Below are 23,664 nucleotides of genomic sequence, written 5' to 3' on the forward strand. Positions count from 1 at the left end.
GCTCTGCTCCACCAACACCGCCTCGCTATCCGCCAGGAATGCCGCACCGACATCCATCAAGAATCCCTACTAGCCGAAGTCGTTCACTTCCCCTACAGCCCGATCTAATTCTTCGCAACACCTATACGTTGAAGCGGAATTCGACTACGTCGCCGTCGGACATTATGTAGTCCTTGCCTTCCATGCGGACCTTGCCCGCGGCTTTGGCGGCCGCCATGGAACCGGCTTCCACGAGGTCGGTGTAGGCGACGATTTCGGCTTTGATGAAACCGCGTTCGAAGTCGGTGTGGATCACGCCTGCGGCTTTGGGGGCGGTGTCGCCCTGGTGGATGGTCCAGGCTCGGGCTTCTTTGGGGCCCGCGGTGAGGTAGGTCTGGAGGCCGAGGGTGTGGAAGCCCGCGCGGGCGAGGGCGTGCAGGCCCGGTTCGGTCTGGCCGATGGATTCGAGGAGTTCGAGGGCGGATTCGTCGTCGAGTTCGAGGAGTTCGGCTTCTACCTTGGCGTCGAGGAAGACGGCGTCGGCGGGGGCTACGGCGGCGCGGAGTTCGGCGACTTTCGCTTCGTCGGTGAGGATCGATTCGTCGGCGTTGAAGACGTAGAGGAAAGGCTTGGTGGTCAGCAGGGAGAGTTCTTTGAGGAGTTCGGTGTCCACCTTGGCGCCTGCCGAGAACAGGGTTTTGCCCGAGTCGAGGATTTCCTGCGCGGTTTTGGCGGCGTCGGCGATCGGTTTACGGTCCTTCTTGATCTTGGCTTCTTTCTCGAAGCGCGGGACCGCTTTCTCCAGGGTTTGCAGGTCGGCGAGGATCAGTTCGGTTTCGATGACCTCGATGTCGGCGGTCGGGTCGACCTTGCCGTCGACGTGCACCACGTCGTCGTCGGCGAAGACGCGAACGACCTGGCAGATGGCGTCGGCTTCGCGGATGTTGGCGAGGAATTTGTTGCCGAGTCCCGCGCCTTCGGAGGCGCCTTTCACGATGCCCGCGATGTCGACGAAGGACACGACGGCGGGCACGATGCGTTCGGAACCGAAGATCTCGGCGAGCTTGCCGAGGCGGGGGTCGGGCAGTGGGACCACCCCGACGTTCGGCTCGATCGTCGCGAACGGGTAGTTCGCGGCCAGCACGTCGTTCTTGGTCAGCGCGTTGAACAGCGTCGACTTTCCGACGTTGGGCAGGCCGACAATTCCGAGGGTGAGACTCACGAGGTAGAGAGTCTACGCGGCGGGAACGGCCGGGTGGCGTCAGGGGATCAGGACCACTTTGCCCCGGTTGGCGCGGGCTTCGATGACCTCATGGGCGCGGGCGGCGTCCTCCAGCGCGAACTGTTCGTGCACGGCGGCACGCAGCTGGCCCGCGGCGAAGTACTGCCACAGGTCCTGGCGCCAGTGGTCGTAGACGTCGGGGGTTTCGTGGGCGATGCGCGCGATCTGGAATCCGGTCACCGTTTTCGCGCCGAGCAGCAGGTCGTGGGCCGCGACGAGTCCGCCGCCGGAGCCGAACGCGACCAGGCGGCCACCGGGGGCGACGGCGGCGAGGGCCGGACCGAGGAGGTCGCCGCCGACGGCTTCGAGCGCGTAGTCGACCGGTTCGCCCCACGAAGCGTCGCCGTAGGTGATCACCTCGTCTACGCCGAGTTCGAACAGGAAGTCGGCCTTGGCGAGGTCGGAGACAGCGGCGACGACGCGTTTCGCGCCGCGCACGCGCGCCAACTGGACCGCGAGATGACCGACACCGCTGGCCGCGGCGGTGACGAGGACCGATTCGCCGGATTTCGGGTTCGCGGCGTCGAGGGCTCCGAGCGCGACCAGTCCGCCGCGCACCAACGCCACGGCGTCGACGGCGGACGCGCCGTCGGGGATGGTCGAGGCCATCGACGCCTTCAATAAGGCGTATTCGCCGTAGGCGTGCCCGAAGCACAGGCCGACGACCCGATAGCCGGGCATCCAGTCGGCCACCGCGTCGCCCACCGAGATCACCTCACCGGCGACCTCACCGCCCAGCGGACTCGGTTCGGCCGCCTCACGCGTCTTGCGCACCACCGGCAGCGTCACTCCGATCGCGTGCACGCGAATGAGCAGTTCGCCGGGGCCCGGTGTCGGGATCTCGGCCGACATCACCTCGAGCACCTCGGGCCCACCGTTGCGCTCGTAACCGACCCGACGCATCACTACCTCCATTGCTAGCCAGGAGGCGTAACGGTAACCGGAGGGCGGGGTGATCTCACCTATCCGTGTGCCCGGTTGTGCGCGATCTCACCGACCGCGTCCCGATCAAATCGGGCGGTTCCCACGCTCCCACCACGGAGTCACGGTCTCGCTCATGATCCGTTCGCAAGTGGCGTCATCGACAGTACGGCGCAGGATTTCGAGGAACTCGTCGTCGGGCAGCATGGCGCGCACACCGCTCAGTACGCCCATATCGTCTTCCTCATCACCCTGGACTCCCTCGGCCTGGATCGCCACGATTTCGGGATACCGTTCCTGACGTAGCAACAGCCTGGCCAGGATGCCCCGCACGAAGCGTCGTTCGTGAAGGTGTTGCGGCAACGAGCCGGTATTCAGTATCAGCGCCCGGCGCAGCCAGCGTTCGGCGGCTTCGTCCTCGCGCTCCGGTCGCTCGACCGCGTCGCCTCCGAGTTTCCGGTAGCAGACCGCCTTCTCGAAGGGCACCTCGCATTCCTCCGTCGCGCGCACCAACCCTTCGCTCCACGAACGGGATTCATCATCCTCGGCGAAGCGGGCGCACATCTCGGCGAGCCCGTCGACCAAGCGGAGCGTCATGGTGTAGTTGTCGCGTCGGGAGTTGACGACGAACGCACGCACCCCGGCGTCGACGGCAAGGTCGGGTTGTCCGGCCTCGGCGGCCAGATCCGCCAGGCCACCCGCGGTTTCGACGGCATCCCCCCAGTGCTCGGCGGCGACAGCCTCCTCGTGCGCGTGCACGAAGTGGTCCCACGCCTCCGACAGGTCACCTTCGGCATACAGTACCCGGCCCGCCAAGATGTCGATCCGCCACGCCGCGCTCACCTTTCGCGGACGACGGCTGCGCAGGTCGTCGAACAGGGCGCGCGCGTCGGCGATCCGATCCTCGTCGAGGGCCCGCACGATCTCGTAGGTCACCGCATCGACCACGGAGTCACCCTGACCGATCACCCTGGCCAGATTCTGCATGTGTTGTGCGCGTTCCGTGGTCTCCGAACTGGTCAGCTCGAATTCCTCGGACATCGTCAGGGTCGCTTCGGCCACCATGGCGGCCATTCCGTGCGACTGGAGACTCTCGAACATCCCGCGTGCCTCGTCCAACTGCGCCTTGACCCGCGCGAGATCGTCCGGCGTCTCGGCCGCGTCGCCCATTTCGAGCGCGGTGAGGAAGAGCAGCATCGCGCGAGAGGAGCGGTTGCCAGTTCGGTCGACAATATCCGCGAGCGCCTCCAGCGTGGACCGGAACGCGGCGCGATCGTTGCCTTCGAGCGCGTTCAACGCCGTGAATCGGAGGATGTCGCCCTCGAACGTGGGATTCCCGCCCGTCGAGGCGAGGAGGTCCAGCGCGGCCTGTAGATACCTCGCGGCCTCGAAGGTGTCGCCGCGCAGGTTGAGGTCGATCGCCGTCACATACGACTTGACCGCACGCACCGCAGGATGATCGACGCTGTCGCCGTAGCCTTCTGCGCGCGCGATCCAATCCCGAACGGGCACATCCCCGACATCGCCCAGCGACAGCAGCCCCAGCATCAAACAGGTGATCGCGCACAGATTGTCGTTGCCCGCCGCCTCCGCGGAGCCCAGCGCACGGTGATACCACACGGCCGCACCGCCGAGATCGCCGCGCACTTGCGACAGATCGCCCAGCACCATCGAGCTGCGAGCCTCGTTGAGGCGGTCACCATAGGTCGCGGCCTGCGTTCGGGCTCGACGCAGCGTCGCATCGGCGAGTTCGATGTTTCCGCTGGTCAACTCGATGCTGCCGAGCAGATGAGTCGCCGCGGCCACGTACATCGGCGTCTGGAAGTCGGCCGCGAGTTTCGCGGCCCGCTGGGCGGCGCGCCGCGCCTCGGCTATCTCCGCACGCACCAGGTGCACACTGGCGAGCTGGATAGTCGCGATGATCTCGGCTTCCGCTCCGATGAGGTCGAGCACACTGGCGAAACCCGAGCCCGAGGACTGTTGGACCGATTGGGGACCGTAGGCCACCACACCGGCGATCTCCTGCACCCGCCGCAGTCCCGATTCCGAACGCCGCGAGGCGTTGCCGAGCGCGACCAGTTCCAAGGCTTCCTCGGCCAGTCGTCTCGCCTCATCGAAATCGCCGCTTTCGCTGGCGAGCGTGCCTGCCAGCGCGTTGCCGAGAGCCCGTAGAACCGGGTCCAGTTCGCCTCCGTGTGCGAGAGATTCCTCGAGCAGCGCCACCGCGGCCGCGAACTCTCCCGCCCGTTGCAGGGCGAAGGCGACGGTCAGGGAGCAGATCGATTCGAGCAACGGCTCACCGCTGCCGCGCACCTCGACAATCGCGCGCCGCCCCTCGGCGACCGCGTCATCGAGCCTGCCGAGCATGCAGTACGCGCTGACGACGGCCAGTCTCGCTGAGCCGCGCTCCACATCGGAGGTCTCCGGCCTGCGGATCAGGTCCCTGGTCAGCAGGATCACTTTCTCCGCGGCCGCAGGCGTGCCGATGCTGAACAACGAAAGGACGAGTTCGTCGGTGATCTTCGCGGCCGCGTCCGTGCCCGCACCTGCCATCAGGTGGTAGTGCACTTCGTCCACGCAGGTGGTGTCCGTGAATTCGAAGTCGCCGCTGTCGACCAGCCGATCTTCGCGCCACCGCCAGTAATTGGCCGCGCGCAGGTGCGCACGCCGCATATCCCGCCCGCTCGAATCCTCGAGGAACGCCTTGACCGCGTTGGGCACCGAGTAGGTCTGGCCGTGGGCGTCGGGATCGAAGCCGTGGTAGACCAGGCCCCAGGTCATGGCGATGCGCATGGCGCGCTCGCGATTCATTTCGAGCGGGGTCCTCCGTGCGAGTCGACCCGAGCTCGCTTGCGTCACCGTGACGGCGTAGTCGTCCGGTCGGTCGGGATTCAGCACATCATCGACGGCTTCCGGAGCCTGTTCCGCCAGTTGCCAATTCACGCCGATGGTGTCCACCGGCATCCGATAGACGGTGAGACCGCGCACCATTCGACCGACCGGATCGTTGGGCGTCCACTGCGCGGCGATGCGATCGAGTTCACTGTCCACACCCACGCGACGCAACGCCTGATCCACCGCTTCGTCCACCGCGACATCGGATTTCGTGAGGAGTTCATCGATACGCCGCAGCGCTCCCGGATGTCCGCCCACCCAGTCGATGGATGCGCGATTTCTCGGATTCCGAGCGATCACGTCGGTCACCGAGGGCAGGGCGAGGATCAGTTTGGCGGTTTCGGCGCCGGAGAGCGGGCCGAGGAATCTTTGCCGCGCCCGGACCGACGATTCGCTCGCCTGCGCGAACGCCTTGCGACTGGTGATGATCAAGCCCGCGTTGCTTCCGCAGGTCATCCACTGTTCGAGGAACTCCGAAGTCTCGGCATCCAGCTGGAAACCGGTGCCCGCGTCCTCCAGGTTCGCGTCGATCCCGTCGAGTACCAGCGTGATCCGCTGCCGGGACAGCACTTTCGACTGCACGTGTCGCAGCCGCTTGCGCCAACCGTCGGTCGGATCATCGCCGCGCGCCCACGCCAAGAAGGACTCGCGATGTCGCCCGCGACACAGTTGATTCCAGACGGAGTCGAGAATCCGGCCGGGGGTGTGGCGATCGGCGACCCATACCGGGTGCCCCGCGTCGGCGCCCAGCAGGCGGACCAACTCGCGCGCGAGCGCCGATTTACCGATGCCGCTCAGCCCGGACAGCACCACCCATGGGGACGGCGATGTCGCGATGCGCACCAAGCCGCGCAATTCCTCGCGACGGCCGACGAACGCGAGCGGGGCCACCGCTCCGTCGAGCTTGGTCGTCGCGGCCTCGGTCCCGGACAGGGTGCGGCGCGGGCGGTGGATGTCGTATGGCGCGAAGACGGTGGGAATCACCCATTCGGCGGCCAACCGGGCCCGCGCGGGGTCGGCCGCGAATTGTTGCGCCAGGTCGCGGCGGGCACGACAGAATGTGGTCACCGGGTCGGCCGAGGGGTCGGCCGCGATGCCGCGATAGAACTGGTGTGCCAACACGGTGGCGAACTGGTCGGACACCTCGTCGGTCATCGCCACCGCGCCCGGTGCGCCGTGGGCGAGCAAGGTCGCAGCCAACGCGGTCGACGCCTCCGAACCGTCGGCGGCATCACGGCTCGCGGCGCGACCGGTGTGGCACGCCGACAGCACCAGGAACGGCATCGCCCGCCCCTGCGGGAGCAGCCTCGACATGACGCCGTCGGCGTCGATGAGGTCGTCGTCACCGGTCGCGGTTTCCAGGCACAGGTACCCGGGGATGCCGTGCGAGGAGATGTGCAGGATGTCGGTGGGACGGGCGGTCAAGGCCGCACGGATCGCGTCGGCGGTGCCCCAGTTGAGGATGTCGACGTCGATGGCGCCGGAATCGATCGCGGGCGCCAGCGCCGACAGTACGTGGTCCAGTTCGACCTCGTAGTTCAGTAGCGATCCGCGCCCGTTCTCCGGTGAGGCGATCGCCACCACGATGCGAAAGCGCGTCGGCGGCTCCTGGACGACCGGCGGCCGCGACGACGGCGCCGCACCCGCGCCGCGGCACACGAAGACGTTGGGCAGCAACCCGAGTGGCTCGCGCGGGACCTCCCGCGCGCCGCCCACCGGCACGATGATGCTCTCCCACGGCAGCGACGCCAGCCGAGCCGACGCGGTCTCTACCGATAGTTGGAGGTCGTGGCCGCGCGCGGCCGCGTCGGCGAGTGCGTCGGCCAGCGCTACCCCGGCCTGTCCGTCGAGAAACGATTCACCGAGGGCGATGCCGACCGCGTTGATCATGCTGGAGGTCGCGGCATGTCGGATGCGCAGCTCGGCCAGTTCCGCCACCAGCGATGTGGCCTCGACCGTGAGGCCGCCGACGCTGTGCCGGTAGCTCGTGGTACCGAGATCCATTTCGACGTGAGTGTCGGTGACCCGCAGCACAGCCGCGACCCGCGTGTTCGAATTCGCCCCGACCGTCATCCCGCCGCCCCTCCCTGAATGAATTGCGACCGAACGGTATACATCGGACCGCACGCCGATTCCGTGCCATCCATCGTGCCACGCGCGACGAATGTTTCGTCCGCACATGGCCGCTCACGAATGCCGTCGCCGTGTCACAATCTCCGCATGTCCCAAGATCCCGCAGACAATGCCGCCCCGGTGAGAATTATTCGCGGCCAAGTCTTTTACCTGCCCGAAGGTGCGGATGGTTCGCTGGACGCGAACTGGATTCCGTACGGCCAGGTTCCCGACCTCGGTCCGGTCGAGGTGACGAAGTCCATCGACGACGGCCGCGGACCGTCCGAAACTTCCAGATGACCAGCGCGAGCGAGGGTGCGGGCGCGGAATCGTCACCGTCGCCACTCGATGCGATCGCCGATATGCGCGCGGTCGCCCGGTGGACGGTAGGTGCGGCGGCAGCTACTGGTGCGCTACTCATCGGCACCGCACCACTGGCCGCGCTGGGAAAACTGCACGGCGCGTGGCACATCGCTGTCGCGGTGGCCGGACTCACGGTGGCGCTGCTCGCGGTGTGCTGGGCGATCTGGGTGACCAGTGACGCGCTGACACCGCCGGTCAGCACGCTGATGGACCTCGAGGATCCCTCGATGAAGCACATGGCCGGACTGATTCGGCTCACCTCGCGTTCGCCGGAGAACTTCTTCGGCCCCGGCGGAACCCGCGTCGCCGACCTCCAGGCGCAGGGCGAGCTGCATCAACGCGCCGCAGGCGCGATCGCGCGCGCTCTGGCCGTCGAAGACAGGGCACCCGAACGCGCCCTGCTCGACCTCGCGCTGCGCGACGCCGAAGCCAATATCGCCTACTACCGCAGGCTGCGGGCCAGACTCCTGGCTCTGATCCACACCTGGCACGTGCGACACCTGTTGCGCAGGGCACGCATTCACACCCTCGCCGCCGTCCTGGTGGCGGGGATCGGCGCGTGCGCGTTCTTGGTCGCGACCGTCGACAGCAAACCGCCGGAGCAGCCGAAGCCGCGCGCGCTACAGCATTCGTGCGGCGACATCGCGTCGCACGAATGCGCCACCATGTCGCCCGACAGTGCACACATCACATACGGACCGGACGGTTGGTAAAATAATTACGACAGGCCTGCGTTCCCTCGGAAGAATCCGGCCCGAGCGGCACGGACCGGCGACGAGATGTCAGATCGCGGTATTTGCCGCAATTGTGCCCAGCTGATGTATGATTGGATCGCGCAGCTCGCACAGGCGGGGGAAGCGCGGTCTTTCGGGGAGATCTTACTTCACATCGTCCGGGATTTTTCTCGGCTTATTCGGGCTGCACTCGGCACGTATCGGGTGCGGCTACATGGTGACGGAACTTGATGCAGCGAACTCCGGAATCGCGTTTCGCCCGTACCACACGCGGCCGAAACGACCTTCTGATAGTCGTAATCGTGGTCTTCGTATTATCGGCGCCATTGTTCGTCGGATGGCTCGCCGCCACCGAAGAGACCTCGACCGTCATGGTCGTGGGCCTACGCAACGAAGGCGAGCAGGCGACGATCACGGACGAAGTCCATCGATCGCTGGACTTCGACGGCCCAACCCTGGTCGTGGTCAACCCGATATGCGTCCCGCTGCCGCAATGCGTGCCCGCTCGGTACGAGGAACTCGGCCGGTGGACGGCGGATGGCGATGTCACGATCACACGCCACGGCAACGACCTCTACCAGGTGCAAGTCACTCGCGAGAACTTCGGGTACGGACCCGCGCTGACCACCGCTGTCGGCCTGCCCCTCGGCTTGGCGCTGCTGTATGCCGCCGCCGAAAGGTTGCGGATACGACGGAGAGACAGGGAGCAGGCGATCCAGCGGTCGGTCGGGTCCGGAGCGGACATCGAACACGACCCGCCGCACTCCGGCGTCCAGCACCGGGCACAAGCGATTCGACCGCAGGCACCGCCCCGGCCGGAACCGCCGCAGCGACCGGCACAGCCACGTCTCCGCACCGAACCCGAGATCGAAACGCACATCGCGCCGCCACCTCCCGCACCACCACCCGCGCGGTCCCGTGCCCCGATTCCGGTGCGCATCGACGCGACGGGTCTGCCCGCTGCGCCCGAATTCTTCGCGAGGGTGGGCGCCGAGGGGATCGCACGCACCCATATCGACGCCGACGGCGGCTACGCCGATTTCGATGACGTGACCCTATGGGTCGAGATCGCGCACGCGGGTTCTACCGTCGGCCTGCCCGGTGACCGGGTTCGGATCATCGCCCCCGCCTCGAATCAACCCTAGTACCGAATTTCTTCCGAAACCGAGGTTCATCGCCATGACCCAATCCCCCGGCTACGACGCGTTGCCGGTACAGTCCGCGAAAAGCAGAATTCTCATCACTCTGGTCGTCGACACATCGTCTTCGATGGCCCATGAGAACCGCATCGGTGAATTGAACGACGCACTGGCGACTTGGCGGACGGAACTGCTCAAGGACAACACCGTCCGGCAACAAGGGGAGATCGCACTGGTCACCTTCGGGGCGGGCGGAGTCCGCGCCATCGATCCGAGCGGCCGTACCACGGGCGTGGTCGACCAGCCGTATGTACCGGTCACCCAATTCAGTCCGCAACGGCTCGAGGCCGGTGGCGTCACCCCCATGGTGGAGGCGCTGCACTACGCGTTCCAACTGATGGCCGACCGTAAACAGACGCTTCGACGCAGCGGCCATCCGTTGAAGGCAAGACCGCTGGTCTACATGATCACCGACGGTGTGCCCACCGACGACGCCGGGAACCCTTCCCAACAGTGGCGCGACCTCGCACCCGCCATCCGGCAGCAAGAAGACGGCAAACATCTGCTGTTCTTCGCTTTCGGGGTGGCGGGCGCGGACCACGAAGTGCTGGCGGGTCTCGCGCCGAAATCATGGTGGTATGTCTCCGACGTCAACTTCAAAGCCATCCTCAAATTCGTCTCGACGAGCATCAAAGCCGCGCAAGCGACACAGTCGGAAACCGCCGCTGCCACATATACCCGAGCCAACGAGCAGGTCACCAAGAGTTCCTTGATCGACCAGTGGATCAGTAGTCAGGGCTGACCGTGCGCGAAGAAGGAATGACAGGCAAAGACACGGTCTGGACAACCGTATCCGCGAGTGTGCGGGGTCCGAGTCACGTTCAGGACAATCTGCGCAACCAGGATAATTGCCTGGTCCGTCCGATCACCGCACAATGCACGTTCTTCGCGGTAGCGGACGGCGCGGGTTCGTACAGCCGTGCGGAAGAGGGCTCGAAATTCGCCGTCACGACGGCATACCAGGCGGCCGAGCAGGTCTTCAAGGACCGGATGCCGCAAAATCCTTCGGAGTGGTCCGTGGCGACCAAGGAATTCGCGAACGCGTGTTTGCACCGTTTCGACGACCGCGTCGCGGATTTCGCTACCCAGCAGCTTGCCCATTTTCCCGCGGAGTCGGTGCAGGATATTCGGGAGTCGCTGTCGACGACCCTGCTCGCGGTGGTCGCGCGACCTCCGTTCTTCGTGTATTTCAGCATCGGCGACTGCTTCCTCGTCCTCGATCGCGATCGCGGCGGCCCACGCCTGGCCGTCACCGCACGGGATCGCGAAAACAACGGCGTGGCAACGTTTCTGACCTCGCCGGAGCGAGATGCCGACTTGCAGAGCGGGTACCTCGTCGATCGTCGGGTCACCGGGCTCGCCCTGTGTTCCGATGGACTGATCGATGCGTTGCTCACGGTGGGGGCCACCGCCGACGGAGAACTGCATTACCAGGCGCCCGCCGAATTCCGGCGCTACTTCGAATATTTCGGACGCACGGCGATACCGGAGAGTCAATTGGCGAACATGCTCGATTCGCCCACGTTCGCCGAGACCTCGTCCGACGACAAGACCATCGCGCTGGCGGTTCGACTGCCGAAGCACACCCAGGACGGTCCGTACGAGACACAGGTGCGCTGATGGGCGTCTTCCTACCGAATGGCGCCAAGGTCGCGCTGCACAAGGACCCTTTCGGAAGCGGGGCAGAGGGTTTGGTGTATCGGCTCGTCGACACGCCGCATCTGTGCGCCAAGATCTACCTCGAACGCACGGACCCGCGCCGGAAGAGCAGGCTCGCCGCTCTCCGCCGCGCCACCCGCGCGAGTTGGCCGGAGGGCGACGCCCCCGACCACATGCACGCCGCATGGCCTCGCGAAGTGCTGCTCGACGACTCCGGCGAAGTCGTGGGCGTCCTGATGCCGATGGTCGAGAGCACGGCGATGATCAATCTGTTCGATCCGGGCGAACGCATCGAGTTGCTCGACGAACCCACCTGGCGAACATTGATCTCGGTGGCCAATCGCACCGCGCGGCTGTTCGCGATGCTCCACGAGGCGGGGATCGTGATCGGCGATATCAGCCCGTCCAATATCTTCGTGTCCAGCGCCGGACATGTGACCCTGATCGATTGCGACGCGGTACAGTTCATCGACCCGCGGCGCGGCACCTTGTTCCTCAGCACCAACGTGACCAGAGAGTACACGCCCCCGGAAGCGACGAACGGAACGGAGCTCCAGCCGAGTCACGACAATTTCGGTCTCGCCGTGCTGATCTGTCAATTGCTGATGGAAGGTGACCACCCCTTCGAAGGCGTGCTCGTCGGCCCTGACTCTCCCGAATTCGTCGCGGAAGACAACATTCGACACCAGAACAACCGCATCCTGTTCCCCGAACGCTTCATAACGTTGCCGGGGGCCGTGCCCGCGAGCGTGCTGCCGCCGGATGTGCGCGCCCTGGCGGTGCAATGCTTCGGTGACGGACACCGGACTCCGTCGGCACGGCCGACCGCGCAGGCATGGGCGGACGCGCTGCATCGCGCGGGTTACGGAGTCATGGGGTGCCGCGTCAATCCGCGACACGCGTACCACTACTCGTCGACCGAATGCGTGTGGTGCAAGCTGAACCGGGAGGGCTTCGGCGAACGCTATCCCGCGCCGAAAGAGGTGGAACCGGACGCCACATCGACGGCCTCCGGCACCACGCAGCCACCTTGGTCGACCACCGAGCCGACGCCTCCGACCGAGACCGAACCAACCGAGCCGAAGGTGACCACGGCGGCACAGGTCACCGCGCCGACGGCGAACACGACCGCGCCGTGGAACACACGAGTGACCAATCCGAATCCGAGACGGGCGGCCGGGTCCCGCGCGAGTACGACAGGACCTACCGTCCCGCCGCCGATTTCACGAAAACCGCCGCCACCGAGTCCGGCACCGATGGGCACGGCCGCGAAGGTGACGCTCGTATTTATCGCGTTCGCCATGCTCGTCCTACTGATCATGTCGCTTCGATGAGCGCGGACGATTCTGTCGTGGTGGCCGACACCCATCCCGCCTGTCGAACGCTCGGCCCTGGCACGCGATTCGCGATCTGGGTGCAGGGATGTCCGCTGACCTGCGCGGGGTGTGTCAGTCCGCAATGGCTGCCATTCGATGGCGGCGAACGCAGGACCGTGGCCGAACTCGCCGCCGAGATCCTCGCCACAGACACGAACGGATTGACGCTGTCGGGCGGAGAGCCGTTCGCCCAGGCCGCAGGCCTGGCCGCCCTCGTCCGCACGGTGCGCCGTGAAAGGGATTTGTCGGTCATGTGTTTCACGGGATTCACGTTGCCGCGCCTGCGCAGACTCGACGATGCGGGTGTCGCGGCGCTGCTGGGTGAAGTCGATCTCCTGGTCGACGGGCCGTATGTGGCGAGCAAACACGGCGATCTGCGCTGGCGCGGTTCCTCGAACCAACGCATCCATCAACTCACGACCCGGCACGCCGCCGATCTGGACGGCCCCGACCACAGTGCGGGGCTCCAGATCGAAGTGCTGCCGGACGGAACCGTCCACTGGTTGGGGGTACCCGCCGTCGCGGACTTCCGCAGCCGATTCGAACAAGCATTGAATATCGTGTCCACGCGGGAAGAAGGATGCCGGTGAGCAAGTCACCGAAATACAGCACAGTCAGGGCAGATGCCGAGCGGGCCCGCCGATTGGAACGGGAACGGGCCGAACGTGAACGCGCGCGCGAAGCCGAGCGGGCGCGAAAGGCGAAGGAAGCGTTGGACGCGGCGCGCGCGGCGACAGCGCGGCGGCTCACCGCCCTCGACAGTGCCTGTGTCGCTCTGGCCACGCAGCCCGGCGCGCGGTCGTCCGACGTCGACCCGGTGCGAGCCGCGCTGGCGGCGGCACGCACGCGTCTGGAGGCGGCCACCACGGTCAAGCAGGTCGGCAAAGCCGACCGTGCGGTCACCGCCGCCGAGGTGCTGCGGACCTCCACCTCCGTCGAGATCGCGCGACGCGGTCGGCGGACCGGCGCCGAACAGTTGGCCGCGATGCGAGAGATGCTGGCGAAGAACGACATCCACCTGCGTCAGCGATTCGACGCGGACGGTGCGACACGATGCGAGGCCGTACTGGCCGAGTTGAGTGGATATCTGGAACGCGATGATCTCGGGTCGTTCCTCGGCGCCGTCGACTCCGCCGCCGCCACGGTGCGCGCCCACTACACGACGGTCACCGAACGTGCGGCCGAGCACGCCGAACAGGTCAGAACCGCAAACGCCATGCAAGAGCAACTGGCCGCGCGCGTGAGCACCCTCGCCGGTGACGCCGCCACCGCCAACGTCTCGCTGTCCGACATCGGTATGGCCGAGGTAGCGTTGGCCGAGGTCAAGGCGCTGGTGGCGCGCGAAGAACCGGTCATGGCCACCGAACTCGCCGAGCGGGTGGCGCAACGGCTGCTGTCGGTGGAGCGTGACCTCGACGCCGCGATCGAACGATTCACCGAACGCCGCGAGATGCTCGGAATGATCCTGGAGGCGTTGCCCGGACTCGGATTCGCCGTCGATTCGTCGTCGGTGGAATCGGCTCCCGACGGGAGTGTCGCATTGCGGGCCGTGCCACGGCGCGGCGCCCCCCTGCTCGTCGTCCTGCACGACGACGAGGAGCAGGAACATCGTGTCGACTACATCATGGAGGGCGCCGACGAGACGGTCGCGCTGGACGGCCACGCCTGCGGCAGCCTGCTCGATCTCGCGGAAGCCCTCAATTCGTCGTTGCGGACCAACGGATTCGACCCCGGCGCGGTCTCTTGGGACGACGGCGGATCGCCCCGCATACCCGGCGGCGCGCGGCGGGCGGCGGCCACCGAGAGCACGCGGCGGGCGGACGGATCGCGGTGAGCGTGCCGATACGGCAGCCGGTCGCGAACTGGTTCGCCCGGCTCAATCACGAGGTCTGCCGGGGCCGCCACTTGGTCCTGCACGGCAATATCGATGATCTCGTGCTGTGGGACGACGAATTCGCGCGGTTCGACACGGCCTTCCCCCGGTTCCTGGCATGGGCGGGTTATGCCGTGACCACCTGCTACGACATGGTCGACGGCCTGACCTATCCGGATGACGGCAGCAGGAGTTTCGTCGATGCGCGGCTGGACAACGGCGCCGCGTCACTCCCCGCGCCGACGGCCGCCGAGGCGAATGCCGATACCGCGCGCGGTCGCCGACTCAGCGCGGCCGAACAACGCTTGCGGGAACGGGCGAATTCCACCACGCCGCCCGCCGTGCGAACTCCCGCCGACCTGCTCGCCGTCACCAGATCGCTACTGGTGCAGGGTGATCGAGCCTGTGCGGTGATCATCGACCAGGCGGACCTCATCTTCGGACGCGAAGCCGCGACGGAAGAGGGTTACCAACTGAATCTGGCGTGGTTGCGCAAGGTGCTCGCCGAGGAGCATTACGCGCCCGGCACCAGGAATACGCTCATGCGCAATATCCTGATTCTGCTGAGCAAGCGCGTCGGTACGCTGCCGGACTGGGTGCATCTCGGCCACCCGCACGTCGCGGCGTTCGAGATTCCATTGCCGAACCCGGCTGAACGCAGGATCTTTCTGCGCGGGGCGATCGATGGCTACTATCACGAAGGTCCGCTCGACCCGAGTCGACACCGGGCCGCGGTTGAATCCCTGACCAGTTTGACCGACGGAATGACGGTGCGCGATATCGCGGCGCTCGGCGCGACATCGCATTTGGCGAGGATCACGCCTACCGCCGCGCGCCGTCTGGTGATGCGCCACCGCCTCGGCGTGCGCGAGGATCCGTGGGAACAGCTCGACCGGAACAAGATCCTGAACGCCGAAACCATACTACGAGAACGGGTCATGGGCCAGGACGCCGCCGTGCGCGCGGTGGCGGACATGTTGGTCGACGCCCGCGTCGGCATCGATTTCGTCTCCGATCCCGACGGCCCCGGCTCACGCCCGAAGGGTGTCTTCTTCTTCGTCGGCCCGACCGGCGTCGGCAAGACCGAGTTGGCGAAAGCTATCGCGCAGTTGGTCTTCGACGACGAGACGGCAATGCGGCGATTCGATATGAGCGAATTCAGCCAGGATCATTCCAGTGAGCGCCTCACCGGCGCGCCGCCCGGTTACATCGGGCACGAGAACGGCGGCGCACTGACCAACTGGATCATCGAAAGACCGTTCAGCGTGGTACTTTTCGATGAGATCGAGAAGGCGAACCCGCGGATCTTCGACAAGTTCCTACAGATCATCGATGACGGGAGGCTCACCGACGGCCAGGGCCGCACGGCGCATTTCTCGCAGTCGGTGGTGATCTTCACGTCCAATCTCGGCGCCGATACGCTGCATCGCCCGGTCCCGGTGGTGACCGCGCCGCCGGTCGCACGGAGCCTGCCCGGGCAGGGTTCGCTGGTGCGTGGCGCCCTCGCGGGCCGCCCGCCCGCCCGGTCCACCGACGAGCAGGTGACCGTGGAGAGTCCGACCCGCGAATCCGCGGGTTCGGTGTCGCGGCTGTCCTACGACGAGGTCCGCCGACATTTCGAGCGCGCCGTCGCCGATTACATGTCCACTCAACTCGGCCGCCCCGAATTGCTCGGCAGGCTCGGCGGCGGAATCGTGGTCTTCGACATTCTGCGCGTCGAGGTGATCGGTTCGATCGTCGCGAAATTCCTGAGCCAGCTCGCCGCGTCCGCCGCCCGCCGCGGTTATCGGGTGACCTTCGATCAGAAGTCGATCACCGAGGCCGTGACAGCCGAGCTCACCCGCGACGGGACCGGCCTCGGGGCGAGGCAGATCAAGAATCCGCTGCTCGAGCAGTGGCTTCGCCATCCGCTCAACCGGTGGATCATCGAGCACAGCCCGGCGCCGGAGACCCGGATCAGGGTCGGTAACGGCAGCGCGGGGCCGCCGTTCGTCATCGAGGTGCTTCCGGATGTGAGCTGATCGGCCCGGTCGCCGCGGTGGGCGTACCGTGGCCTCATGGCGCCGACCAGCGAGGTGGTGACGGCACGGCCCGCGCCCGCGCTGGCCACGTTCATCGACCACTACCTCGGGTATCGAATGACGGGGTATCCGCCGGGACTGCATCGCGGGCTCCCGTCGCACCATCTCACATTCATCGTGGCGATCGGGCCCGCCATCGACGTGATCGAACAGACCGATCCGAACCAGCGACCCGACGCCTACCGGTGTGTTTTGAGCGGGTTGCAGGCGAGTTCGGCGTCGATCGCGCACAGCGGCGATCAGGAAGGCGTGACGATCGCGTTGACGCCCATGGGCTGTCGAACACTGTTCGGTCTGCCTGCGGGCGAGCTGTGGAATACCTCGCTGGAGTGCGCGAATGTCGCGGGCCCGGCCGGTGACGAGCTGTGGGAGCGGCTGCAGGGGCCCGCGCCGTGGTCGCGCCGTTTCGCGGTGTGCGACGAGATCCTCGGCCGTCTGGCGAACCCGGATCGGCTGGTGACGCCGGAGTTGTCGTTGGCGTGGCGCAGTCTCGTCGACAGCGGCGGCGCGGCGTCGATCGGTCCGCTGGCCGAACGGATCGGCTGGAGCCGCCAGCATCTGACGCGGCGCTTCAACGCCGAATTCGGGGTGAGTCCGAAACTGGCCGGGCGGATCACCCGTTTCGAGCGGGCGCGGCGGATGATCGAGCGCACGCCATCGCACATCACGCTCGCGCAGGTCGCGGCCGCCTGCGGTTACTACGACCAGGCGCACTTGAACCGCGATTTCGCGGATCTGGCCGGATGCAGTCCGACGCTGTGGCTGGCGCAGGAGGTTACATCCGTCCAAGACGCGCCGGGGTCCGCGGACTGATGCTCTTACTCATGACGAACAACACAGCACCCGCCGCCGCCGTCTGGCCCTGCCTGGCCTTGCGCGACGCCCTCGGGACCGCGGATTTCCTGGTGAAGGCATTCGGATTCGAACTGACGGCGGTCTACGCCCGCGAAGACGACCCGTCGATCGTCGAGCACGGCGAACTGCGGTGGCCGCTCGGCGGCGGCGTCATGTTCGGCACGGCGGGCAAGGACGAGACGCCGTTCGGCCGCCGCGAACCCGGCGGTGAATCGATCTACGTCGTGTGCGAGGAGCCCGACGCGCTGCTCGAACGCGCCACCGCCGCGGGCGCGGAATTGGTGCGCGGCATCCGCGACGAGGATTACGGTTCGCGCGGCTTCTCGGCTCGCGACCCGGAAGGCAACATCTGGAGTTTCGGAACCTACGCGGGCGAGTGAGCGCACGCATCCACCGCGGATCACGAGGATTTCGACCGTTCACCGTCCGCCCATCGGATACGTTGTCCAGTGTTTCGGCGAAGTCACGCAGTGGTTGCGGGAGCGCAGCGGCTTACAGGAGAGTTGTCGGATGGCGGCTATCGAATATCTACGGACCGATCCCGATCTGCCACCCGTCGGCGTCGTCGACCGAAGTCCGATAACGCCCGCCAAGAAGGCGATATTCGCGGGCATCGGCGTCCTCGGCGCCATCGCCTGGGCGATACTCGCCCTGGCGCGCGGCGAGAACGTCAACGCCGTGTGGATCGTGATCGCGGCGGTGTGCACCTACGTCATCGCCTATCGGTTCTACGCCAGATACATCGAATGGAAGATCACCAAGCCGCGCGACGACCTGGCGACGCCCGCCGAAATCCTGGAGAACGGCAAGGATTACATGCCGATGGACCGCAGGGTCCTCTACGGCCACCATTTCGCCGCCATCGCGGGCGCCGGACCGCTGGTCGGCCCGGTGCTCGCGGCGCAGATGGGATACCTGCCCGGCACCATCTGGATCGTGGTCGGCGTCGTGTTCGCGGGCGCCGTGCAGGACTACCTGGTGCTGTGGGCATCGACCAAGCGGCGCGGCCGCAGCCTCGGGCAGATGGCGCGCGACGAACTCGGCGTGGTCGGCGGCGTGGCCGCCATCATCGCGATCCTGGTGATCATGATGATCCTGCTCGCGGTGCTCGCGCTGGTGGTGGTCAACGCGCTCGGTGCGAGCCCGTGGGGTGTGTTCTCCATCGGCATGACCATTCCGATCGCCCTGTTCATGGGTGTCTACCTGCGGTATCTGCGACCCGGCAAGGTCGGCGAGGTGTCGGTGATCGGGAACGCGCTGCTGCTGCTCGCCATCGTCGGCGGCGGGTGGGTCTCGGAGACCGGCTGGGGTGAGAGCTGGTTCACACTGTCCACGACCACCATCGCCTGGCTGCTCATCGCCTACGGATTCGTGGCCTCGGTGCTGCCGGTCTGGCTGCTGCTCGCGCCGCGCGACTACCTGTCGACCTTCATGAAGATCGGCACCATCGGCTTGCTCGCCATCGGCATCCTCGTCACCATGCCGGTGCTGGAAGCGCCCGCCGTCTCCTCGTTCGCGACCGCGGGAAACGGACCGGCCTTCGCGGGCAGCCTTTTCCCTTTCCTGTTCATCACCATCGCCTGCGGCGCGCTGTCGGGTTTCCATTCGCTGGTCTCCTCCGGGACCACGCCGAAACTGCTGGAGAAGGAATCTCACGCCCGCATGATCGGCTACGGCGGGATGTTGATGGAGTCCTTCGTCGCCGTCATGGCGATCATCACCGCCTCCATCATCGACCAGCACCTCTACTTCGGCATGAACGCGCCGGGCAGCCTCACCGGTAATTCGGCGGAAACCGCTGCCGCCTATACGAATTCGCTCGGAATATCCGGTCCGCCCGCCACCGCGGCCGACTTCGCGCAGGTGGCCTCCGACGTCGGGGAGAAATCGATCGTCTCGCGCACCGGCGGCGCGCCGACCCTCGCGGTCGGAATTTCGCAGGTGTTCTCGGAATTCCTCGGTGGCGCGTCGATGAAATCGTTCTGGTACCACTTCGCGATCATGTTCGAGGCGCTGTTCATCCTCACCACCATCGACGCGGGTACCAGGGTCGCGCGGTTCCTGGTCTCCGACGCACTCGGCAACTTCGGCGGCCCGATGCGGAAATTCAAGGATCCGTCGTGGCGGGTCGGCGCGTGGCTGTGTTCGCTGCTCGTGGTCGCGGCGTGGGGTTCGATCCTGCTGATGGGCGTCGGCGACCCGTTCGGCGGAATCAACGCGCTCTACCCGCTGTTCGGCATCGCAAATCAGCTGCTCGCCGCCGTCGCGCTCACCGTGATCCTGGTCATCCTGGTGAAGAAGGGATTGACGAAATACGCTTGGATACCGGGGATTCCGCTGGTCTGGGATCTCGTGGTCACCATGACGGCCTCGTGGCAGAAGATCTTCTCCGCCGACCCCAAACTCGGCTACTGGAAACAGCACAGCCTGTGCCAGGCCGCCGCAGACGCCGGAAAGGGCTGTCTGACAGCGAAACCCGATCAGGTGGAGACCGCCATCCGCAACACCTTCATCCAGGGCACGTTGTCGATCGTGTTCGCGGTGCTGGTGCTGATCGTGGCGGTGGTCGGCGCGGTCGTCTGGGTGCGCGCGCTGCGGGTGGGCGGATCGGAGACCACCGAATCGCCGGAGGAGCCGTCGAAGATCTTCGCGCCCAGCGGATTCGTCGCCACCGCGGCCGAGCGGGAGGTCCAGAAACAGTGGGACGAACTGATCGCGGCGGGCACGGTGCGGGCGCCAGGCGCGGCGCGGGTCGGCGCGGAGCGGTCGTCGTGAATCCGCTGGTGTCGAGCACCGCGCGGCGGCTGCGCGACGGGACGCGTACGGTCGCTTGGTGGTTCGGCGCGATAGTCGGCGCCCAGGACTATCCGCGCTATGTCGAACACCTGCGGCGCACGCATCCCGACCGGGCGATTCCGACCGAACGCGAATACTGGCGCGACCGCTACGCCGACGCCGACCGGAATCCCCGGCAACGCTGCTGCTGAGCGTCAGGGCTGTCCCGAACCGCTGTTCGCGGACAGGCTCGGCAGGAACCAGCGCAGGAACTGATCGAACGGCACGCACATGGCCGCGCTGCCCTGGGCCGGCCAACAGTCGCCGCCCGCGACCGCGCGCGGATCTTCGGAGTTCGCGGCGTTGGCGCCCTGGGCGGCGGCGAGTGGGACGGCGACCGCGCAGACGGCGATGGCGAGAACACGTTTCATGGCAAATACTCTCCGGCTGTTGCTGTTTCGCACCGGCGGTGCGTGTTGGGGCGACTGTACGGAGCGGAGGACGTCGGGCCACAGACCCCGGTTGCACCGCCCCGAATTCCTCGGGGCGGCGACATCAGCACGCTGCATGTCCGATTCCCGCTAGCATGCGACGGCGGTAGCTGACATTGTGGAATGCGTGACGATCACGGCGTTGGATTTCGAGCGGTGCTATCGGGCAGTGTCGACGCGAGACTCGCGGTTCGACGGACAGTTCTTCACGGCGGTGCGAACCACCGGGATCTATTGCCGCCCTTCATGCCCGGCCATCACCCCCAAACGCACCAACGTCACCTTCTTACCCACCGCGGCGGCCGCCCAACACGCGGGATACCGCGCCTGCCGTCGCTGCCTGCCCGACGCGGCGCCCGGATCGCCGCACTGGAACACCAGAGCCGACCTGGCCGCGCGGGCCATGCGACTCATCGGCGACGGCGTCGTCGAACGCGGCGGGGTGCCCGCGCTCGCCGCCACCCTCGGCTACTCGCAGCGACAACTCACCCGCGTACTCACCACCGAACTCGGCGCCGGGCCGCTGGCACTGGCCCGCGCGCACCGCGCCCACACCGCGCGGCTGCTCATCCAGACCACGGCCATGCCCATGTCCGACATCGCGTTCGCCGCCGGATTCGCCAGCATCCGGCAGTTCAACGACACCGTGCGCGAAGTGTTCGCGGTCAGCCCGACCACCATGCGCACCGAAGCGCAACGCGCGCGCAAGGACGCCGCCATCCTTCCCACCACGAACGGTTCGCTGACGCTGCGCCTGCCCTACCGGGAACCACTCGACCGCGGCTGGCTCGAATGGTTCCTCTCGGCGCACGTCGCCCACGGCGTCGAACTGTGGGAAGACCACACCTACACCCGCACCCTGCGCACCCCGCACGGGCACGCCACCACCCGGCTGAGCTTCCAACGCGACCACGTGCGCGCCGAACTCGCCCTGCACGACATGCGCGACCTCGCACCCACCGTGGCGCGCCTGCGGCACCTGCTCGACCTCGACGCCGACCCGATCGGGATCGACGAAGTACTCGGCGTACTGCCCAGACACACCGACACCGAACCCCTCGACGGCGAACAACTCCCCGACGCGGGCACCGCGCCCGCCACCGACGACCCGCCGCGCACCCCCGGCGCGCGACGCCCGCTGTTCAGCCCGGGCATTCGGGTGCCCGGCTGTCTGGACGGTCAAGAACTGTTGCTGCGCACCATGATCGGACAGCAGATCTCGGTCTCGGCGGCGGCGACGCACACCGCGCGACTCGTCGAAGCGCTCGGCGAACCGGTCGAAGGGCCGGTGCCGCGCCTGTTCCCGACGGCCGCGGTCATCGCCGAACGCGGCATGGAAGTACTCACCGGGCCGAGCAGGCGCGTGCGCTCCATCGTCGGCGTGGCCGCGGCGCTGGCCTCGGGCGAGCTGCAGTTGCATCAAGGACGCACCGCGGTCGACCTGCGGCGCGACCTGCTCGCCCTGGACGGCGTCGGGCCGTGGACCGCCGACTACGTGACCATGCGCCTGCTCGCCGACCCCGACATCCTGCTCGGCACCGACCTCGTGGTCCGGCAGGGCGCCGCGCACCTCGGCGTCGACCTCGGCGACACCGCGCGCTGGGCGCCGTGGCGGTCCTACCTGTCCATGCACCTGTGGAAGGCCGCGCTGGCCGGGCGCGCCGCACAATGACCCCATCCTGCGCTACGAAAGCGAGCACATCCGTGAGCACCGCGACACGCACGGCGGACTTCACCATCCTCGACACCCCCGCCGGACCGTTCACCACCATCGCCGATTCCGACGGCGCGGTCCTCGCCGCGGGCTGGACGGCCGACGCCGAGAACCTGCGCGGCCTGATCCATCCCCGACTGCGCCCCACCGACCTGCGTGAACGACCCGACCTCGGCGCGATCAGCATCGCCGTCACCGACTACCACCGCGGCGACCTCACCGCCATCGACCCGATCCCGGTCAGTCAGCACTCCGGCGAGTTCCTCCTGCACGCCTGGAATATCCTGCGCAAAGTCCCTGCGGGCGATCCCGTCACCTACACCGAATTCGCGGCCATCGCGGGCCGCCCCGCCGCCACTCGCGCCGCCGCCAACGCCTGCGCCCGCAACGCCGCCGCCCTCTTCGTCCCCTGCCACCGCGTCCTGCGCATCGGCGGCGCGCTCGGCGGTTTCCGCTGGGGGCTGCCGGTCAAACGCTGGCTCCTCGACCACGAAGCCCGCTCCTGACCGGATCCGCCGGGCTGCCCGAGATCTCACAACACGAACTCCGCGACACGTCGACCGCGTACTGCGGGAAGTCGGAGCCGGTCAGTCTTCACCGTCACGGTGGACAGCACACCGGTCGCCGATCCGATCCCGCATCACCGTGTCGGACGAAGGAGCGCGGTTGGGCTGGAAGAGGTCATCGCGGCGTTCGCCGGACTGTCAGCGGACAGTGCCTAAAGGGTGCCGCGCGGGACCACCCAGCGGTGGTTGAGGTCGATGATCGAGGCAACCGTCTCGAAGTCGGCGTCGTAATGGACGAGTACCAGGCGGTGCTCGGCGGCCAGGACGGACGTGAGGAGGTCGGCGATGCCTACTTCTCGGTGCCGTGCACGGCGGGCGAGTTCGCGTTGGATCGTGAAAGCTCGCTGCCAGTGCTCGTCGTCGGTCGCCAGGTATTCGAAGCCGAGCCTGCGCTGGGAGCGGACGTTCTCGTATTCGACGGGATCGCGCGCGCTGTAGAGCGCTTCGGCGTCCAACGTCGCGCAGGTGGCCGCGAGTCCACTTTCGATCAACGGAGCGAGCCGCTCGCCGACCGAGGGATGGTGCATGCGGGCGACCGCGCTGGTATCGATGAGAAAGCGCGCGGTCAGCGCCATACGCGGGACCGCTGTTCGGGATCGGCCATATCCTTCATTCCCCCTTCGATGAGCCATTCCGCGTGCCGAGCTCGCGCCGCCGCTGCCACCGCCGCGCGCAAGGCGGTGCGCACCGTGTCCGAGACGCCGGTGGTCCCCAACTCCTGTTTCGCTGCGTCGAGCAGTTCGTCATCCAGATCGACCAGACGCTTCGTCATGAGCCACCTCCGCGTAT

At 67.0% G+C, this 23,664-nt stretch carries 21 protein-coding genes; 15 read left to right on the forward strand and 6 right to left on the reverse strand.

Going from position 1 to position 23,664, the window contains the following annotated elements; genetic code table 11:
• Positions 1-121: 121 nt before the first annotated feature.
• The 3 genes from ychF to IT779_RS06640 all read right to left on the reverse strand — a co-directional run bounded on the left by ychF (position 122) and on the right by IT779_RS06640 (position 7,150).
• Positions 122-1,201 carry a redox-regulated ATPase YchF gene (gene ychF, locus IT779_RS06630; RefSeq protein ID WP_196148258.1) on the reverse strand — a complete coding sequence of 360 codons (1,080 nt, stop codon included), beginning with the start codon at positions 1,199-1,201 and terminating at the stop codon, positions 122-124.
• A 39-nt stretch (positions 1,202-1,240) separates the two neighbouring features.
• The gene (locus IT779_RS06635; RefSeq protein WP_196148259.1) at positions 1,241-2,164 is read right to left on the reverse strand and encodes a quinone oxidoreductase family protein; all 924 of its coding nucleotides are present in this window, start codon (positions 2,162-2,164) and stop codon (positions 1,241-1,243) included.
• Between the two features lie 105 nt (positions 2,165-2,269).
• Complete coding sequence (locus IT779_RS06640; RefSeq protein WP_196148260.1) at positions 2,270-7,150, reverse strand: CHAT domain-containing protein; 4,881 nt, start codon at positions 7,148-7,150, stop codon at positions 2,270-2,272.
• 147 nt (positions 7,151-7,297) lie between these two features.
• Between IT779_RS06640 and IT779_RS06645 the strand changes: the two genes are divergently transcribed.
• From IT779_RS06645 to IT779_RS06705, 13 genes are all read left to right on the forward strand, one after another.
• Positions 7,298-7,489, forward strand: coding sequence for a hypothetical protein (locus IT779_RS06645; protein ID WP_196148261.1), 192 nt, complete (start codon positions 7,298-7,300; stop codon positions 7,487-7,489).
• Complete coding sequence (locus tag IT779_RS06650; RefSeq protein WP_196148262.1) at positions 7,486-8,265, forward strand: hypothetical protein; 780 nt, start codon at positions 7,486-7,488, stop codon at positions 8,263-8,265. The genes IT779_RS06645 and IT779_RS06650 overlap by 4 nt, the downstream gene beginning before the upstream one ends.
• Before the next feature lie 323 nt (positions 8,266-8,588).
• A complete protein-coding gene (locus tag IT779_RS06655) occupies positions 8,589-9,431 on the forward strand; it encodes a hypothetical protein (RefSeq protein ID WP_196148263.1) in 843 nt (280 codons plus the stop codon).
• Between the two features lie 34 nt (positions 9,432-9,465).
• Complete coding sequence (locus IT779_RS06660) at positions 9,466-10,227, forward strand: vWA domain-containing protein (RefSeq protein ID WP_196148264.1); 762 nt, start codon at positions 9,466-9,468, stop codon at positions 10,225-10,227.
• Between the two features lie 17 nt (positions 10,228-10,244).
• Positions 10,245-11,105 (forward strand): PP2C family serine/threonine-protein phosphatase, encoded by an 861-nt coding sequence (locus tag IT779_RS06665; protein ID WP_196148265.1) that lies wholly within the window; start codon positions 10,245-10,247, stop codon positions 11,103-11,105.
• The gene (locus IT779_RS06670; protein ID WP_196148266.1) at positions 11,105-12,478 is read left to right on the forward strand and encodes a protein kinase domain-containing protein; all 1,374 of its coding nucleotides are present in this window, start codon (positions 11,105-11,107) and stop codon (positions 12,476-12,478) included. The genes IT779_RS06665 and IT779_RS06670 overlap by 1 nt, the downstream gene beginning before the upstream one ends.
• Positions 12,475-13,110: a 4Fe-4S single cluster domain-containing protein gene (locus tag IT779_RS06675; RefSeq protein ID WP_196148267.1), complete on the forward strand. Its 636-nt coding sequence runs from the start codon at positions 12,475-12,477 to the stop codon at positions 13,108-13,110. Before IT779_RS06670 ends, IT779_RS06675 begins: the two co-directional genes overlap by 4 nt.
• Entirely contained in the window at positions 13,107-14,354 is a 1,248-nt protein-coding gene (locus IT779_RS06680) for a hypothetical protein (RefSeq protein WP_196148268.1), read from the forward strand. Before IT779_RS06675 ends, IT779_RS06680 begins: the two co-directional genes overlap by 4 nt.
• Positions 14,351-16,414, forward strand: coding sequence for an AAA family ATPase (locus IT779_RS38705; protein ID WP_196148269.1), 2,064 nt, complete (start codon positions 14,351-14,353; stop codon positions 16,412-16,414). The genes IT779_RS06680 and IT779_RS38705 overlap by 4 nt, the downstream gene beginning before the upstream one ends.
• A gap of 36 nt (positions 16,415-16,450) precedes the next feature.
• Positions 16,451-17,287 carry a helix-turn-helix domain-containing protein gene (locus IT779_RS06690; RefSeq protein WP_196148270.1) on the forward strand — a complete coding sequence of 279 codons (837 nt, stop codon included), beginning with the start codon at positions 16,451-16,453 and terminating at the stop codon, positions 17,285-17,287.
• Positions 17,288-17,298: 11 nt separating this feature from the next.
• Positions 17,299-17,709 (forward strand): VOC family protein, encoded by a 411-nt coding sequence (locus IT779_RS06695; protein WP_196148271.1) that lies wholly within the window; start codon positions 17,299-17,301, stop codon positions 17,707-17,709.
• 130 nt (positions 17,710-17,839) lie between these two features.
• Positions 17,840-20,104, forward strand: a complete 2,265-nt coding sequence (locus tag IT779_RS06700; RefSeq protein ID WP_196148272.1) for a carbon starvation CstA family protein — start codon at positions 17,840-17,842, stop codon at positions 20,102-20,104.
• 5 nt (positions 20,105-20,109) lie between these two features.
• Positions 20,110-20,316 carry a YbdD/YjiX family protein gene (locus IT779_RS06705; RefSeq protein WP_332838710.1) on the forward strand — a complete coding sequence of 69 codons (207 nt, stop codon included), beginning with the start codon at positions 20,110-20,112 and terminating at the stop codon, positions 20,314-20,316.
• Positions 20,317-20,319: 3 nt separating this feature from the next.
• Here the strand turns inward: IT779_RS06705 and IT779_RS06710 are convergent, their stop codons facing one another.
• Positions 20,320-20,535 carry a hypothetical protein gene (locus IT779_RS06710; RefSeq protein ID WP_196148273.1) on the reverse strand — a complete coding sequence of 72 codons (216 nt, stop codon included), beginning with the start codon at positions 20,533-20,535 and terminating at the stop codon, positions 20,320-20,322.
• 178 nt (positions 20,536-20,713) lie between these two features.
• Here IT779_RS06710 and IT779_RS06715 point away from each other — a divergent pair, with 178 nt between their 5' ends.
• Both IT779_RS06715 and IT779_RS06720 read left to right on the forward strand, forming a co-directional pair.
• The gene (locus tag IT779_RS06715) at positions 20,714-22,267 is read left to right on the forward strand and encodes a DNA-3-methyladenine glycosylase 2 family protein (RefSeq protein WP_196148274.1); all 1,554 of its coding nucleotides are present in this window, start codon (positions 20,714-20,716) and stop codon (positions 22,265-22,267) included.
• Positions 22,264-22,815, forward strand: a complete 552-nt coding sequence (locus IT779_RS06720; RefSeq protein WP_196148275.1) for a methylated-DNA--[protein]-cysteine S-methyltransferase — start codon at positions 22,264-22,266, stop codon at positions 22,813-22,815. Before IT779_RS06715 ends, IT779_RS06720 begins: the two co-directional genes overlap by 4 nt.
• Positions 22,816-23,027: 212 nt before the next feature.
• Here IT779_RS06720 and IT779_RS06725 read toward each other — a convergent pair whose 3' ends face one another.
• Both IT779_RS06725 and IT779_RS06730 read right to left on the reverse strand, forming a co-directional pair.
• Positions 23,028-23,450 (reverse strand): PIN domain-containing protein, encoded by a 423-nt coding sequence (locus tag IT779_RS06725; RefSeq protein WP_196148276.1) that lies wholly within the window; start codon positions 23,448-23,450, stop codon positions 23,028-23,030.
• The gene (locus IT779_RS06730; protein WP_196148277.1) at positions 23,441-23,647 is read right to left on the reverse strand and encodes a DUF2191 domain-containing protein; all 207 of its coding nucleotides are present in this window, start codon (positions 23,645-23,647) and stop codon (positions 23,441-23,443) included. The genes IT779_RS06725 and IT779_RS06730 overlap by 10 nt, the downstream gene beginning before the upstream one ends.
• Positions 23,648-23,664 lie beyond the last annotated feature (17 nt).

It is taken from the genome of Nocardia bovistercoris, assembly GCF_015674855.1.
GTDB classification, from domain to species: domain Bacteria; phylum Actinomycetota; class Actinomycetes; order Mycobacteriales; family Mycobacteriaceae; genus Nocardia; species Nocardia bovistercoris.

Bases quoted from the DNA above. Each gene is read 5' to 3' on its own strand.
- IT779_RS06670 (WP_196148266.1), top strand. From the start codon at position 11,105: ATGGGCGTCTTCCTACCGAATGGCGCCAAGGTCGCGCTGCACAAGGAC.
- IT779_RS06650 (WP_196148262.1), top strand. From the start codon at position 7,486: ATGACCAGCGCGAGCGAGGGTGCGGGCGCGGAATCGTCACCGTCGCCA.
- IT779_RS06665 (WP_196148265.1), top strand. From the start codon at position 10,245: ATGACAGGCAAAGACACGGTCTGGACAACCGTATCCGCGAGTGTGCGG.
- IT779_RS06690 (WP_196148270.1), top strand. From the start codon at position 16,451: ATGGCGCCGACCAGCGAGGTGGTGACGGCACGGCCCGCGCCCGCGCTG.
- IT779_RS06640 (WP_196148260.1), bottom strand. From the start codon at position 7,150: ATGACGGTCGGGGCGAATTCGAACACGCGGGTCGCGGCTGTGCTGCGG.
- IT779_RS06635 (WP_196148259.1), bottom strand. From the start codon at position 2,164: ATGCGTCGGGTCGGTTACGAGCGCAACGGTGGGCCCGAGGTGCTCGAG.
- IT779_RS06720 (WP_196148275.1), top strand. From the start codon at position 22,264: ATGACCCCATCCTGCGCTACGAAAGCGAGCACATCCGTGAGCACCGCG.
- IT779_RS06695 (WP_196148271.1), top strand. From the start codon at position 17,299: ATGACGAACAACACAGCACCCGCCGCCGCCGTCTGGCCCTGCCTGGCC.
- IT779_RS06675 (WP_196148267.1), top strand. From the start codon at position 12,475: ATGAGCGCGGACGATTCTGTCGTGGTGGCCGACACCCATCCCGCCTGT.
- IT779_RS06710 (WP_196148273.1), bottom strand. From the start codon at position 20,535: ATGAAACGTGTTCTCGCCATCGCCGTCTGCGCGGTCGCCGTCCCACTC.
- IT779_RS06730 (WP_196148277.1), bottom strand. From the start codon at position 23,647: ATGACGAAGCGTCTGGTCGATCTGGATGACGAACTGCTCGACGCAGCG.
- IT779_RS06700 (WP_196148272.1), top strand. From the start codon at position 17,840: ATGGCGGCTATCGAATATCTACGGACCGATCCCGATCTGCCACCCGTC.
- IT779_RS06725 (WP_196148276.1), bottom strand. From the start codon at position 23,450: ATGGCGCTGACCGCGCGCTTTCTCATCGATACCAGCGCGGTCGCCCGC.
- IT779_RS06660 (WP_196148264.1), top strand. From the start codon at position 9,466: ATGACCCAATCCCCCGGCTACGACGCGTTGCCGGTACAGTCCGCGAAA.
- IT779_RS06645 (WP_196148261.1), top strand. From the start codon at position 7,298: ATGTCCCAAGATCCCGCAGACAATGCCGCCCCGGTGAGAATTATTCGC.